This window comes from Polycladidibacter hongkongensis (assembly GCF_001561995.1).
Lineage (GTDB): Bacteria > Pseudomonadota > Alphaproteobacteria > Rhizobiales > Stappiaceae > Pseudovibrio > Pseudovibrio hongkongensis.
On sequence record NZ_LLWC01000008.1, the window covers coordinates 143,891 to 157,385 of the forward strand.

Here is a 13,495-nt window from a genome sequence, read left to right on the forward strand (position 1 = left end):
TTCGTATCGTACCTACACGATATTGCCCACAAAAAAACAAGGAGAAAACGCAAAAACAACGGTTAAACCGCGTTTTTCGCCAGCTAAGTAAACCGATCACTCTTTCAAGCAGCGCTGCCAGCCCGCCCAATCCACTCAGGTTCAATAGGACGCCTAGCCCCATGGCCCTTTGGGTTTGCGCGGAGAGCTATTCTTCCCCTCTCTATCACTTTGGCTCTTGCCCTCTGTTCTGCCCCAAGGATTGGCGGAGGTAGAACCTTGGGATCCGGCAGACCGGCGACTTCCCCACGGCCCCTTGGCTGCTTGTTGTGCAGCTTCTTGGGCGGTCTTTTGTGCAGCCTGAACAGTTGATCCCCGAGCGGCCCCAGAAGAATAGGCAGGCGCACCCATCTCGGTCGCCATTTTCTGCAGGGCCGCAATCCGGTTGCCTGTGTCGGGGTGCGTCGAAAACAGATTATCCATATTCTGCCCAGACAAGGGATTAATTATAAACATGTGCGCAGTGGCTGGGTTATGCTCCGCCGCTTCATTGGGGATATGAGCCGCACCATTTGCAATTTTCGCAAGCGCCGAGGCCAGCCAGATAGGATTGCCGCAGATCTGCGCCCCCAGCCGGTCCGCCGCATATTCGCGTGTACGAGAAATCGCCATCTGCACCAAAGCCGCCGCTATTGGCGCTAAAATCATCATCAAAATTGTGCCGACAAACCCGAGTGGATTGTTGTTCTCCCGGTTTCCGCCAAAAAAGAAGGCGAAATTGGCAAGCATCGAAATAGCCCCGGCCAGCGTCGCTGTCAGCGTCATGATCAATGTGTCGTGGTTCTTCACATGCGCCAGTTCATGCGCCATTACGCCGGCTACCTCCTCGCGGCTAAGCGAGTTTAGCAGGCCTGTAGTTGCGGCAACGGCAGCGTTTTCCGGGTTACGGCCAGTGGCGATAGCATTGGGCTGCGCATTATCGATTATGTAAACCTTGGGCATCGGCAGCTGCGCATTATTGGCCATTTGCGCTACCATTCCATAAAGCTCGGGCGCGCTTCGCTGATCCACCTCTCGCGCACCATGCATGGAAAGAACCATACGATCGGAGTTCCAATAGCCAAACAGGTTCATGGCCGCAGCAATCACCAGCGCAATCATCATCCCGCTTTGCCCGCCAATAAAATAACCCAGCCCCATGAACAGCGCGGTCATCGACGCCAGCAACATCCCGGTGCGCATATAGTTCATTTTTCGATACTCTCGCTTTTGATCTGTTACTCTGTCACAAAAGTTCTCTAGCCTTGCCTCGCCACTCTGTAGCTTGACGTGCACCCCCCGCCTATATAGCAAGAGGAGCGGTTTATTGGCGAACAAAGCTTGTGCTTCTATCATGATAAGATGGGTAACCGCAGAGCATAGCTCAAGATGCCAGTTGAAAATCAGAACCGTTTGAACTGGTAAGTAGGAGAATCTAAATGGCTGAGACAGCAAATAGGGTTGTAACGCCAACCTTCAAAAGCCACGAGATTGATCGCCCCTCAGAGGCGCAGGAGCCACCTAAACGGCGCTTTGAAGATCTACCGCCCGCTGCCCAGCGCGCCTTGCAAGAGGCAGAAGCCCGCCGAGAAGCAATCGACAGCATCACGCGCGATCGCCCGCAAGAGCTTGATGGCCGTGGTGGTCTTGATCCTGTTCGCTATGCCGATTGGGAAGTTAAAGGCATCACCAGCGACTTCTAGTTGCTTACCCAACCGCACCGAAAGCTGCGATAGCCTTATACACCTGCAACCCGATACGACATGATGTAGTGCCTGCATTGGCGTGAGCTCCTCTGTGCCCTGCCGGGGCGTCGTCCCCGCCGAGGGTTGTCACTATACCCTCTCGTTCTAAGTTGCCATTAGCGCTCTTCCTGCTTACTCGGGTACTTGCAGGGTCGCTTACAACTCCCGTGGAAAACTGCAAAAGCTCCACAAGCACGCCAGAATGTCTTGGCAACCTGTCAGTACAGCCATGTCCGCTGCCGCTTAGTTCGATAACAGCGGTGCAGCGAGCCAATATGGTTAATCCCAAGTTTACCTGTTCTGCCTAATCTGACTGATAGCTATGTAAATTGACGAAGAATATGAGACAGTCTGTGACCTCCAACGCGCCCAAAAACACCAGCAAACAAGCAATCGCAGCCAGCCCATTTCAGCGCCTGCGAGATTTGCTGCAAGATATCGAGCCAGGTAAAGCGCCGATATCCTTGACAATCGGTGAGCCAAAGCACAGTCCACCCGCGTTTCTTGGCAAGGTCCTCGCTGATAATCTAGCAGGCTTTGGCAAGTATCCTCCCATTCTCGGCACACCGGAGTTTCGCGCAACCATTGGTGCTTGGCTACAACGCCGCTTTGCTTTAACGGCACCTTTTGATGCCGACAAACAGGTCATTCCCCTAAATGGCTCGCGCGAAGGGCTTGTTTTTGGCTGTGTCAGTGCCCGCGATTACCTTGACAAGCACGAAAACCCTGCTGTGATCTTGCCAAATCCCTACTATCAAGCCTATGGTGCCGGCGCTCACATGACCGGGGCTGAACCGGTCTTGCTTCCAGAGCAATCCGGCGGAGGCTTACCAGATCTTGATAGCCTAAGCACGAGCCTGCTTGATCGCACGGTTGCGTTCTATTTTGCAACACCTTCCAACCCGCAAGGCACAGTCGCAACGCTCGATTACCTCAAACGCCTCGTCACCCTTGCGCGCAAGCACAATTTCATTGTCTTTTCCGATGAGTGCTATTCAGAGATTTATCGCAGCTCACCACCCGTAGGCATCTTGCAAGCTGCAGAAGCGCTTGATGGCACGCACAGCCATGTCGTTTGCTTCAACTCCCTATCTAAACGCTCGAACCTACCCGGCCTGCGCTGTGGCTTTGCCGCTGGCGATGCCAACTTTTTGCCCTTCTACGCCACCTTCCGCAATGTTGCCGCTCCGCAAGTGCCGTTACCGGCTCAGGCCGTTGCCGTCGCCGCATTCAACGACGAAACCCATGTGGAAGACAATCGCCGCCTCTACAATGAGAAATACGAGATTGCCCAAACTCTACTTGGTCCGCGCTTTGGAAACATCACCTGTGCTGGCGGGTTTTTCATTTGGCTAGACGTGCGTAAGTGGGGCAGCGGCGAAGCGATCACCCGCAAACTCTGGCAGGAACAAGGCCTGCGCGTTTTGCCCGGAGAGTACCTCGCCGCACCAATGCCAAACCAAACCAATCCGGCGACGAGCTTCATCCGCATCGCCCTTGTTGAAAACGCCGAAACCACGCGCGCCGCATGCCAGCGCCTCCTCGATTGCATGGAGTAAGCACCGCTTATGCTCGCACGGTCCAAATCCACCCATCGTCGCCGCGTTTCTCTGGAAGATACGCAAAGCCCTGTCAAACGCTTTGTCTATCGCAACCTACGCTCGCTCACTGGCCTTATCGTGCTGGTACTGTCTTTGGCATCGGCCGTGGCACTCGCCACTTGGAACGTCACAGACCCAAGCTTCAGCCATGTAACCGAAACTCCAGCCCAAAACGCTCTTGGCAAATCCGGCGCCATCCTCGCCGACATACTAATGCAGTCACTTGGCTTGGCTGCTGCCTTTGCACTTTTGCCGGTTATCTATTGGGGGTGGCGACTATTTTGGACCAGCGCCCTACCGCTTACTAAGGGGCGGTTTATTTCTTGGCTTATCGCCATTCTGGCAAGCGCTGGCGCCTTTGCAGCGCTACCACTCACCCAAAACTGGCCTTTGCCCACCGGGCTGGGCGGCTTTATGGGCGATTGGGTCTTCTCGGTGCCCAACACCATGCTTGGCGGCCTAACTGAAGGTATACGTACCCTTACCGGTGTCCTGCTGCTTGGCGTGCCTGCCCTTGCCCTGCTTGCCAATGCCAGCGGATACTTCGCCTCGCAATCTGAACCACAAGACACCTACGATCCCGCTGCCTATGAGGCGGATGAAGAGGACGATGGCGATGAAGACAGCCGGCTCTCTGCTACAATTGGCGCGATCAGCCACTGGAAGCTGATGGCCCTTGCCGCTGTCAAGCGCCTTATTCAGCGCAAAAAGTCTGAACCAAATTACGCGCCAATTGATGACTATGGCTACGATGATCCAGAGGAAACCTATCAAAGCCAAGAACAATCAAGCCATCAGCGCAAAATATATGTCTCGCAGCCGGATCTTGATCAGTACCCGGCAGAAAACGAGCAGAACGAAGATGACTACGCTGCCCAGCACTATGAGTATGAAGAGGATTCACAAGCACATAAACCGGGCCTCTTGGTTCGTGTAAAAAGCTTTGCTCTTTCCAAGTTTAAAGGCCAGCAACCAGATGATGGCTTAGACAAGTTCTACGAGGATGCCGCAACGAATTATCACAGCGCTGCGCAACAGCAAGCCGCGTCCCCCTATCCTACGGCGCAGGAACCCGCCCCATGGTCACCCGATTATGAAGGGGCCCCGATTAGCGCAGATGAGGCTCACTACAATGACGAGGCAGTCGAATTTACAGATGCTGGCTACGCGGCAGCGCAAGATGGCTTTGCCCGACCAGAGCCCGTACATCATCATGCAGAAGAGCCGGAAATGCAGATAGATGCATATCCAGAAGACTATGAAACCCAATCGGCAGCCTCCAGAGCACACCCCACAAAAGCGCCTGATGCGTTCGAGGCCGACGCCAATTCCCTCGTAGAGCCTGTCGCGCCGACCGATTTCGCAGAGGAAGACTTCTCCAAGGGCAACGACAATATGCTGGATTTTGTGCCACAGCGAACTGTCGAGCCACAGCGTACGGGCAAGCCGCATAGCGCACTGCGCCCTGTCGGCATCGCCCAGCCTCCTCAAGCGGCCAATGACAGCGGCCCAACCGCGCCGGCATCCACACCAGTTCAACCGCAACGCCGTGCCCCTGCACGTCCTTCACTGGTGCACCCTCCGCGTGAGTTTGAGAAGCCACCGCTTGCATTGCTCAAGCAAGCAGAGGATATGGGAAAATTTCGCCTGAGCAACGACGCACTTGAACAAAATGCCCGCATACTTGAAGGCGTATTGGAAGACTTCGGTGTGCGCGGCGAGATTATTGCCGTGCGTCCGGGACCCGTTGTAACCCTTTACGAACTGGAGCCAGCGCCGGGCATAAAATCATCCCGAGTAATTGGACTTGCCGATGACATTGCCCGCTCCATGAGCGCGATTTCCGCGCGCGTCGCTGTCATACCCGGTAAAAATGCCATTGGCATCGAGCTGCCAAATGCCCGCCGCGAAACCGTTTATCTGCGTGAGCTGCTTTCCTGCCGTGATTTCCAGCAATCCAAAGCAGGGCTCGCGCTGACCCTCGGCAAAACCATCAATGGCGAAGCGGTAATCGCCGATCTGGCCCGCATGCCACACCTGCTGGTGGCAGGTACAACCGGCTCAGGTAAATCTGTCTCGGTCAACACCATGATCCTGTCACTGCTCTACCGGCTTACACCGGAAGAATGTAAGCTGATCATGATTGACCCGAAAATGCTTGAATTGTCTATCTACGATGGCATTCCGCACCTGCTGACACCCGTGGTCACCGATCCAAACAAGGCAGTTGTCGCTCTCAAGTGGACAGTGCGGGAAATGGAAGACCGCTACAAGAAAATGTCAAAAGTCGGTGTGCGAAACATCGACGGCTACAATACCCGCGTTTCGGAGGCGGCACAAAAAGGCGAACGCTTCACCCGCACAATTCAAACCGGCTTCGACAAGCACAGTGGTGAGCCCATCTTTGAAGAAGAAGAGCTGCCTCTAGAAAAAATGCCGTACATCGTCGTCGTCGTCGATGAAATGGCAGATCTTATGATGGTCGCCGGTAAAGATATCGAAGGCGCCATCCAGCGCCTTGCGCAGATGGCCCGTGCCGCAGGCATCCATCTTATCATGGCCACCCAACGCCCATCGGTGGATGTAATCACCGGTACGATCAAGGCAAACTTCCCGACCCGGATTTCTTTCCAAGTAACATCCAAAATCGACAGCCGCACGATCCTGGGTGAAATGGGAGCAGAACAGCTGCTTGGTATGGGGGACATGCTCTACATGGCCGGTGGCGGTAAAACCAAACGCGTCCATGGCCCGTTTGTCTCTGATGATGAAGTCGAGATGATCGTCAATCATCTAAAAGAGCAAGGCACTCCGCAATATCTCGCCGAAGTCACAGAGGGTGGTGACGAGGGTGGCAGCTACGATGCGCTTTCCCAAGGCAGTGGCAACGCCAGCGCAGATCTGTTTGATCAGGCGGTCGCCATTGTTGCAAGAGATCGAAAAGCCTCAACCTCCTATATCCAGCGCCGCCTTTCCATCGGCTACAACCGCGCTGCCTCGCTGATTGAGCGCATGGAGCAGGAAGGCATGATCGGTCCGGCCAACCATGCCGGAAAACGGGAAATTTTACTCCCAGAAGCCGGTGAGGAGTTTTAACGTCACCTTTTCCTAAGCACTGCCTGAAAAATGCCTTGTCGGCGCTGTAAAAACCGTTCACATCTATCAGCACCGATAAGGCGATGGCACGATCAATTGAACTATGCCTTTACGTATTGCGGAGAACTCTATGCCCCGGCATCCTATCAAAACTGTTAGAGCACTCATGATTGCCGCGCTTTGCATGGGCGCATTTCAATCCCCCCCGTCGCTCGCAGCAGGTGAAACAGCCGTTGCCGCCGCACCATCGCAAGCGCAAGCGATCGCAAATATTAATCACTACTTCAACTCTGTGAAGACAATGCGCGGCGACTTTATCCAGTTTGGCCCAACCGGTGGCCGTGTTGAGGGGCAGTTCTTCATCCACCGCCCCGGCCGCATCCGCTTCTACTACAACAAGCCCTCTTCGCTGGACATCATCGCAGATGGCGAGATGATTGCCGTAAAGGATCGAAAACTACAAACGCAAGATCTGTGGCCGCTTTCACAAACCCCACTGCGGTTCCTACTTTCCGACAAGATCGATCTACAGCGCGACGCCAATGTCACATCCATTCATGTAGAGCCAGATCTGATCACCGTCGTGATCGACGATAAGACCCGGTTTAACTCCGGCCGCCTTACGCTCATTTTTGATACTGCCACCTATCGCCTAAAGCAGTGGACAGTGCGCGATAATCAGGGCTACGACACCTCTGTTGCCATCTACAACACAGAGGAAAACGGCCCCACCAACGCCAAACTGTTCAAAATCGATTATCTGGCCAACGCCCGCCAGCGCGACTACGATTAATAAGCTCCTATCGAGGTGCGCCTAGCTAAACCTACGCGCGCCTCAAGGGGGTGTTGACCAGCTCTTGATAGCCTTTCATGCCGTTTCTAAAAGCCGATCCAGCCTCAGCGCACCTCACACCCTGCAACGCGTTGCTGGCCGCTGCCTGCAAACAGCATGGACTAGAGCTCTATCTGGAAGAAGCATTTCAATACTCTGGCTACTTCAAAACCAAAGCAGGCACGCTGCTGCCCTTCAAAGGCACATCTCTGCCAGTAAATGCATATGGCGCCGCCGCTGTGGCCGCAGACAAAGGCTTCTGCGCCGAGCTGCTGGCATCTCAGTCTCTCAGCACCCCGACAGGCATTGTGCTTGCCCCACCTGCGACACTACGCGAAATAAGTAACAGCAATCCTCAGGCCGCTATTAAAACTGCTGGTTTCAGACAGGCAGAGTACTTCTCCGCCCACCATGGCTTTCCGTTGTTCATCAAACCAAATGACGGGACGCAAGGCAAAGGCGTTTATAAGGTTGATGAAGCGGCGCAGCTCCTGCAACGCTTTAACGAGCTCGCGCACAATCACCCGCTTATCCGCCTGGAAGTAGCGGCAACCGGCACCGATCTGCGCATCATCGTTCTGGATGGCGAAGTGCAAGCAGTCATCCGCCGCGATCCACCGTTTCTTAATGGAGATGGCGCAAGCTCTCTCGCCCAGCTGCTAGACAGCTTCGAAACACAACAACAAACCAGAAGCGGCGGAAAAAAAATATCCCAAGAGGATAACCGCCTCGCCGCGCACCTCGCCCGCTCAGGCTGGCAGCTGCATGATATCCCGCCCAAGGGAGCTAAAGTTACGCTTCTGCCTTCGGCAAATCTCTCCACCGGCGGCACTGCCACCCTCATTACAGGTGACCTTGCCCCCTGCCATGCACAAACTGCCATTGCCGCGGCAAAAGCCGTGGGCCTGCGCTATGCCGGAGTTGATCTCATGGTGGAAGATGTAACGGCGCAAACAAGCGGCGCCTACAAGATTATTGAGCTGAATGCCGGGCCGGGTCTTGTAAATTTCCTCAGCGCAGACCCAAGCCATGCGCGCATTATCAGCCAAATCTACAATAAAATCTGTAGCTCCCTGAAAGGGCTTTAAATTACTGCAACATCAGAGATGCTGTCAGCGTAAAAACCGAAGCAAAAGTGGTGAAGAGCAAAATCTGACTAATCGCGTCAACACGCACCTTGTATTGCGTTGCCAGAATAAACGGAAGTGAACCACACGGCCCCGCCGCCACAAAAAGCCCCGGTCCGGCCCAGTTACCCGGCAATTGAAACACAAGCGACAGCGAAACAAATGCAAGCACGGGCATCAGCAGCAACTTGACCGCACTGACATAGGTCACAATTCCCACATTCTCACGCGACGGGCAAAGCGGTTGCTGAGCAAGAAAAAGCCCTAAAGAAAACAAGGAGCATGGTGCAGCTGCCGATCCTAAAAAGCTGGTAAAGACACCCAAGCCATTATCAAAGGATACACCCGCGATATTGAGCAACACCCCGGCGCTCAAAGCTTGGCTGTGCGGATTCTTTAAAACTGTCTTGCCCACATGCAACAACGTACCACGTAGCGAACGATCAGCCGCCGCTGTGCGCGTACAATCCATCGCCACCACTGTCGCGCCATACATAAACATCATATCAAGCGCGATAACTGCTGTAACAGGCAAAACTGCATCGGCACCGAAAATGACGCGCGCGACCGGCAAAATAAAAAACGTGTGATTGACAAAACCAGCCATGAAGCCGAGCAAAATGCTCTCGTGAAAACTCCGGCCAAACAGCTTGTAAGCCGCGATAACCACGGAAAAGTTTATGGCCAAGGATACCGCGAAATAGGCAAGTAAATAGACGCTTTTAAACTCTGCAAACGGTGCCTGCCCCGTCAAACCAATAAAAAACGGCGGCAACAGCGCATAAAACACCAGTTTGTTTATCGTATGCACCGCCTCGCCATCAAAAATGCCGCGCCGCCCAAGGCCGTAGCCAATGATGACAACAGAAAAAACAGGCAGAATTGCATTGATAAAGGCGGAAAGCACGGTCATATGTCCATTTGTTTAAATAGACATATACAGAAAATCAGTAATATACCTAGCGGAAAACTTGCCGCAGCATCTGATATACTTCAAGCAATACCAATATTACATAAAAAGGTGACTGCAAAAGCATCTATAGTATATCACTATGGATGATCTTCCTGTGATCATCCATAGCTTTTTCATAGGAGATCTAGTAGGCGCCCAGCTTGGTCTCGCGCGTATATTCCTCATCAGGAACATACTTCACCACTGCTTGCCCACACATTGTCACCCCTTTGGTGGCGTCATAAGTCATGGTTGGGTTGCCATGCAGTTCCCAGCCACGGTTCAGCGCCTGGGTCACACGGTGACAAAACTCGGGTGTGTCTGGCTCAGTGATAAAGCGGTAGAGACGCATGCTTTTTTATCCTCTTTGACGCCCACTCCCTCAAGTTTTGGCAGCGAGCTGTTGTTTGTGTGTTTTTATCATGCTCCGCCGTCGGAGCAATGGCACCTGCAAGATTAATCAACCACTCAAGCAGGAAGCCCCGGTGCTGCTCAGCTACCGCCAGCCTCTTAGCCAGATCGACGCATTTCAATAGCTGTAGCCAAATCAATCAACCGCCGCCCCATTTGCGCATGCAACAGCTCAACCATTTTTCCATCAACTTTCAACACGCCTTTGCCTTCATTCTCCGGCGCATCGAATGCAGCAATCACCTTTCCTGCCCACGTTATTTCCTCTTCACTGGGTGCAAAAGACGCATTTGCCGCCGCTATTTGGCTTGGGTGAATAAGTGTTTTGCCATCCATTCCAAGGTTTCTACCCTGCTCGCACTCAGCAAGAAAAGTATCGTCCGCTCCGATTTGGTTAAACACCCCGTCAATCACATCTATTCCAGCGTACCGCGCCGCCACCACACATTGCATCAACCAAGGCAGAAAGCCGGTTCGCGGCGCCTCTAATGCGGCACGTGTATCTTTGGCCAAGTCATTCGTGCCAAGCACCATAGCCGCGACTGGCCTTGTTGCATTGCGCGCTTCCTCAGCAATTTCTCTGGCGTAAAGAACGCTGCCCGGCGTTTCCATCATCAGCCAAAGCGCGATCTGCTTCCCCCCATCGAGCCGATCCAGCACATCAAGCACTTGGCGAACATCAGCGGGCCCTTCCAGCTTTGGCACCAAAACCCCGTCAGGTTGTGCCTTTGCCACCGCCAACATATCTTCCTGCCCAAGTGGGCTGTGTAGTGAGTTAATCCGTACCACCAATTCACGATGGCCATACCCGCCTTGCACAACAGCAGTACAAACCTGATCTCGCGCCAATTCTTTGGCCTCGGGATCCACTGCGTCTTCAAGATCAAAAATCAACGCGTCCACATCCAGAGACTTTGCCTTTTCCAGCGCTCTGGCGTTAGAGCCCGGCATGTAAAGCACGCTGCGCCGAGGCCGCACTTGGCTTTGTTCGTGTTGCTGCATCGGTGCAACTCCTGAAATATTATTGCTGCTACTATTTATTGCCGATCCTTAGCGCGCAGGCCACCCAGTCAAAAGGCGGGGTCAGCGTGGCTTTAACAGCAAGTCTTTCGCAGCAACCAATGCCCCACCGACAATCAAAAAGCACGCCATAACCACTCGACCATTCAACTCGCCAATACCCAGCACAATCATAAGAGCAGTAGAAAGCAGCGGCGCAGTGTAGGCGCTCACGCCGAGCAGCTGGATATCACCATACTTCATTCCGATATCCCAAGTAAAAAAGGAAAGCCCAAGCGGCATTAGCCCCATAGCAACAACCGCGATCCATTGCGAAGCATCCGCAGGCCAAACTGTCTCTTCAAATTGGACGTGAAACAGAAGCGATAAAACCGCAGTCGCCAAACAGAAAACAGCCACTGTCTCGGTAGGTGCATTGCCAAATCGGCGCGATAGCACCGAATAGCTCCCCCAGATCAGCGCCGCCAAAGCGGAACAGGCGTAACCAAGGCTCGCATCACCGGAGAAAGAAAGCCCCGCACCGCCAACAACCAGCAGCCCAGCACCGCACAGACCAAGCCCACCTCCCGCAACGTGAAACCAGCGCAGACGCTCTCCAGGCAGTAGTGCCGAAAACAGAACGATTAACACCGGCCACAAATAGTTAATAAGGTTCGCCTCAACCGGCGGCGCATTGCGCAGGCCCAAAAAGTAAAAGGCATGATACCCGAATACGCCCACAATACCCATCAGCCAAAGGGAAAGAGGCTGACGAAAAACTCGCCCTTTGTTTGGCATCATCGCAATTCGTGTGAACGCAACAAGCGAGGAGATTCCAAAGCAAATAGCATTTAGCAAAAACGCGGGAACCACATCAGCATAAGCACCCAGTGGCCCAAGTAAGGACCACATCAAAACAGCGCTAAAGCCTATGAGCGTTGCACTCCCCCGTTGCGGCTGTAACATCCCATTTATTCCTCTTAGAAGTTGATCTGCGCGCCTATCATTTTCTAGCTGGTGATATTTCGCTTGTAGCCCTTTATCCCGCTTGATTTACGCAGGTCAATAGGGTCACTCTTGTGCACCCAAACGAACGACGGGAAAATGAGAAAATGGCTGATCTAGAGATCAGAAAACTGGTTCATTCTGATGCGCATGCCTTCGCGCCACTATTGGCAGAAAACGCGCAAGCGCTAAAACGCGGGGCACCACGCCGACCAGATGAAGTCTACGCTGAGCAGCTGATCGGAGATAAAACAGTTGAGCTAATAGGCGCTTTTGATGGCTCTGAACTTGTTGGCTTTGCAGCGTTCTTTGATCTTCCAGATCTGACCAGCGGCCGACGCATCGGCAGCCTCGAAGACATCTATGTGGTGCCAGACCATCAATCTCAAGGTATTGGCCGTGCGATGGTGCGTAAACTGGCAATAATTGGCACGCAGCGAGACTGGCTGCACATCCGCTGGCTTGTCCCCGCCCGCCCAATCGTCGACATCGGCCTTGTAGGGCTTTACGAGCGCATCGGCGCGCCCGGAGACAAAGCGACATACCATGTCGAGCTCGCCAAACTCCTCGCCGATTAAAGTGTAGCTATATAAACGGCAAAGGCGGGTGCACCCGCCTTTACTCTCTAACATGTCACAGCTGTTAAAACAGTGGTGGTACGGGTCCAAGATCAAAGAACACCAAACGTGCGCGGCCATCCGAGAAGGTGATCGGCAGAGTTACCTCTCCCTTATCACCCCCAAGGCCTTTTGCAGAGCGCGCCACACTTGCTGGAACCTGTGAGCCTTCAGGAAAAAACGGCAACAGAGCTGCTTCCAGCTGATCAACACCTTTAACGGTGATAGGCAGCGTACCTTCATACTGTCCGTTTGGGCGCACTTTTAATGTGCCCTTTGTTGAGACAGATAATTCACCCTGTATCACCTTCGCGTTCTCTAGAACAATTTGTAAGTCAGTCGAGCCTGCAAGCTGGGAAAAAGAAGGGGCCTGATAGGAAAGCAACGCCGCTCCACCTTTTAGAACAGCTCTCACCTTACCCTCGACCGGCTGCTCAATTCCTAACGTCTCCAGCAGTAATCCACTAAGACTAGCAGCTAATTGCATGTCTTGGTCATCTTGAGTTGCTCGGCGAATATGCACCTCCGCCGCCTTAACAGAGGCTTGAAACGGCGTAGCTAAGCCAACCAGCGATAGAGTCAGCTCTTTTGCCTCTCCATCCAGATTGTTAATGCCGCTCGTACCTAGCCGCGCACTCAACAGTGTGGAGGCAAAGTCCGCCGAATACCCCGGCCCATTCTGCACAACGCCACTTATTGGCGCTTTCATATCAACAATGACATGCTGAGGATTATAAGCCAGTGTCATTGCCTTTGCAGCCGCAGCCTCAACCCAGCCCAGTGCTGTCTCTACGCGCAAGGGTTGACAGTCCAAACGGAACTGAAACGGATAGCCGGAAACTTCCTGCTGGCCACAGACAAGCTCACCGCCCTGTGCAGCCACCACCTTTTTGCCATTTCGATAAATATCATTGATAACACCGGAGCCTAGATCCCAGTAAAGCGACCAGCCGCCAACGACCAGTGCCGTCACAAGGCCAAGGTAGAGGTATTTTCGCCCTGCTCTTTTGCCAGTTTGTTCGCTTGGTTGAGTTGCGCTCATCAGATAATTCGCCTCGATCAGTCCATAATGCTTGCGCATGGTTTGCCACC

At 53.5% G+C, this 13,495-nt stretch carries 12 protein-coding genes; 6 read left to right on the forward strand and 6 right to left on the reverse strand.

The features are described from left to right. Positions 1-153: 153 nt before the first annotated feature. Positions 154-1,230: a zinc metalloprotease HtpX gene (gene htpX / locus AYK82_RS01890; protein ID WP_068310729.1), complete on the reverse strand. Its 1,077-nt coding sequence runs from the start codon at positions 1,228-1,230 to the stop codon at positions 154-156. A gap of 227 nt (positions 1,231-1,457) precedes the next feature. Here htpX and AYK82_RS01895 point away from each other — a divergent pair, with 227 nt between their 5' ends. The 5 genes from AYK82_RS01895 to AYK82_RS01915 all read left to right on the forward strand — a co-directional run bounded on the left by AYK82_RS01895 (position 1,458) and on the right by AYK82_RS01915 (position 8,380). After that, positions 1,458-1,721 carry a DUF1674 domain-containing protein gene (locus AYK82_RS01895; protein WP_082733677.1) on the forward strand — a complete coding sequence of 88 codons (264 nt, stop codon included), beginning with the start codon at positions 1,458-1,460 and terminating at the stop codon, positions 1,719-1,721. Positions 1,722-2,116: 395 nt separating this feature from the next. Continuing rightward, a complete protein-coding gene (locus AYK82_RS01900) occupies positions 2,117-3,322 on the forward strand; it encodes an aminotransferase class I/II-fold pyridoxal phosphate-dependent enzyme (protein ID WP_244265700.1) in 1,206 nt (401 codons plus the stop codon). 9 nt (positions 3,323-3,331) lie between these two features. Then, entirely contained in the window at positions 3,332-6,460 is a 3,129-nt protein-coding gene (locus AYK82_RS01905; RefSeq protein WP_068310733.1) for a DNA translocase FtsK, read from the forward strand. A 130-nt stretch (positions 6,461-6,590) separates the two neighbouring features. Continuing rightward, entirely contained in the window at positions 6,591-7,253 is a 663-nt protein-coding gene (locus AYK82_RS01910) for a LolA family protein (RefSeq protein WP_068310735.1), read from the forward strand. Positions 7,254-7,330: 77 nt separating this feature from the next. Next, positions 7,331-8,380: a hypothetical protein gene (locus tag AYK82_RS01915; RefSeq protein WP_068310737.1), complete on the forward strand. Its 1,050-nt coding sequence runs from the start codon at positions 7,331-7,333 to the stop codon at positions 8,378-8,380. 1 nt (position 8,381) lies between these two features. Here the strand turns inward: AYK82_RS01915 and AYK82_RS01920 are convergent, their stop codons facing one another. From AYK82_RS01920 to yddG, 4 genes are all read right to left on the reverse strand, one after another. Further along, on the reverse strand, positions 8,382-9,332 hold the full coding sequence (locus AYK82_RS01920) for an AEC family transporter (RefSeq protein WP_068310740.1): 951 nt from the start codon (positions 9,330-9,332) through the stop codon (positions 8,382-8,384). A 184-nt stretch (positions 9,333-9,516) separates the two neighbouring features. Further along, positions 9,517-9,723 (reverse strand): DUF1737 domain-containing protein, encoded by a 207-nt coding sequence (locus AYK82_RS01925; RefSeq protein ID WP_068310741.1) that lies wholly within the window; start codon positions 9,721-9,723, stop codon positions 9,517-9,519. A gap of 158 nt (positions 9,724-9,881) precedes the next feature. Continuing rightward, a complete protein-coding gene (locus AYK82_RS01930; protein WP_068310743.1) occupies positions 9,882-10,784 on the reverse strand; it encodes an HpcH/HpaI aldolase/citrate lyase family protein in 903 nt (300 codons plus the stop codon). A gap of 81 nt (positions 10,785-10,865) precedes the next feature. Then, on the reverse strand, positions 10,866-11,747 hold the full coding sequence (gene yddG, locus AYK82_RS01935; protein ID WP_068310746.1) for an aromatic amino acid exporter YddG: 882 nt from the start codon (positions 11,745-11,747) through the stop codon (positions 10,866-10,868). 146 nt (positions 11,748-11,893) lie between these two features. Between yddG and AYK82_RS01940 the strand changes: the two genes are divergently transcribed. Further along, entirely contained in the window at positions 11,894-12,364 is a 471-nt protein-coding gene (locus tag AYK82_RS01940; RefSeq protein ID WP_068310747.1) for a GNAT family N-acetyltransferase, read from the forward strand. A gap of 64 nt (positions 12,365-12,428) precedes the next feature. Here AYK82_RS01940 and AYK82_RS01945 read toward each other — a convergent pair whose 3' ends face one another. Beyond that, positions 12,429-13,484 carry a DUF2125 domain-containing protein gene (locus tag AYK82_RS01945; protein WP_068310749.1) on the reverse strand — a complete coding sequence of 352 codons (1,056 nt, stop codon included), beginning with the start codon at positions 13,482-13,484 and terminating at the stop codon, positions 12,429-12,431. Positions 13,485-13,495: the final 11 nt, after the last annotated feature.

Excerpts from the sequence above, each read along its gene's own strand:
- htpX (WP_068310729.1), bottom strand. The coding sequence starts at position 1,230 with ATGAACTATATGCGCACCGGGATGTTGCTGGCGTCGATGACCGCGCTG.
- AYK82_RS01895 (WP_082733677.1), top strand. The coding sequence starts at position 1,458 with ATGGCTGAGACAGCAAATAGGGTTGTAACGCCAACCTTCAAAAGCCAC.
- AYK82_RS01905 (WP_068310733.1), top strand. The coding sequence starts at position 3,332 with ATGCTCGCACGGTCCAAATCCACCCATCGTCGCCGCGTTTCTCTGGAA.
- AYK82_RS01910 (WP_068310735.1), top strand. The coding sequence starts at position 6,591 with ATGCCCCGGCATCCTATCAAAACTGTTAGAGCACTCATGATTGCCGCG.
- AYK82_RS01915 (WP_068310737.1), top strand. The coding sequence starts at position 7,331 with ATGCCGTTTCTAAAAGCCGATCCAGCCTCAGCGCACCTCACACCCTGC.
- AYK82_RS01920 (WP_068310740.1), bottom strand. The coding sequence starts at position 9,332 with ATGACCGTGCTTTCCGCCTTTATCAATGCAATTCTGCCTGTTTTTTCT.
- AYK82_RS01925 (WP_068310741.1), bottom strand. The coding sequence starts at position 9,723 with ATGCGTCTCTACCGCTTTATCACTGAGCCAGACACACCCGAGTTTTGT.
- AYK82_RS01930 (WP_068310743.1), bottom strand. The coding sequence starts at position 10,784 with ATGCAGCAACACGAACAAAGCCAAGTGCGGCCTCGGCGCAGCGTGCTT.
- yddG (WP_068310746.1), bottom strand. The coding sequence starts at position 11,747 with ATGTTACAGCCGCAACGGGGGAGTGCAACGCTCATAGGCTTTAGCGCT.
- AYK82_RS01940 (WP_068310747.1), top strand. The coding sequence starts at position 11,894 with ATGGCTGATCTAGAGATCAGAAAACTGGTTCATTCTGATGCGCATGCC.
- AYK82_RS01945 (WP_068310749.1), bottom strand. The coding sequence starts at position 13,484 with ATGCGCAAGCATTATGGACTGATCGAGGCGAATTATCTGATGAGCGCA.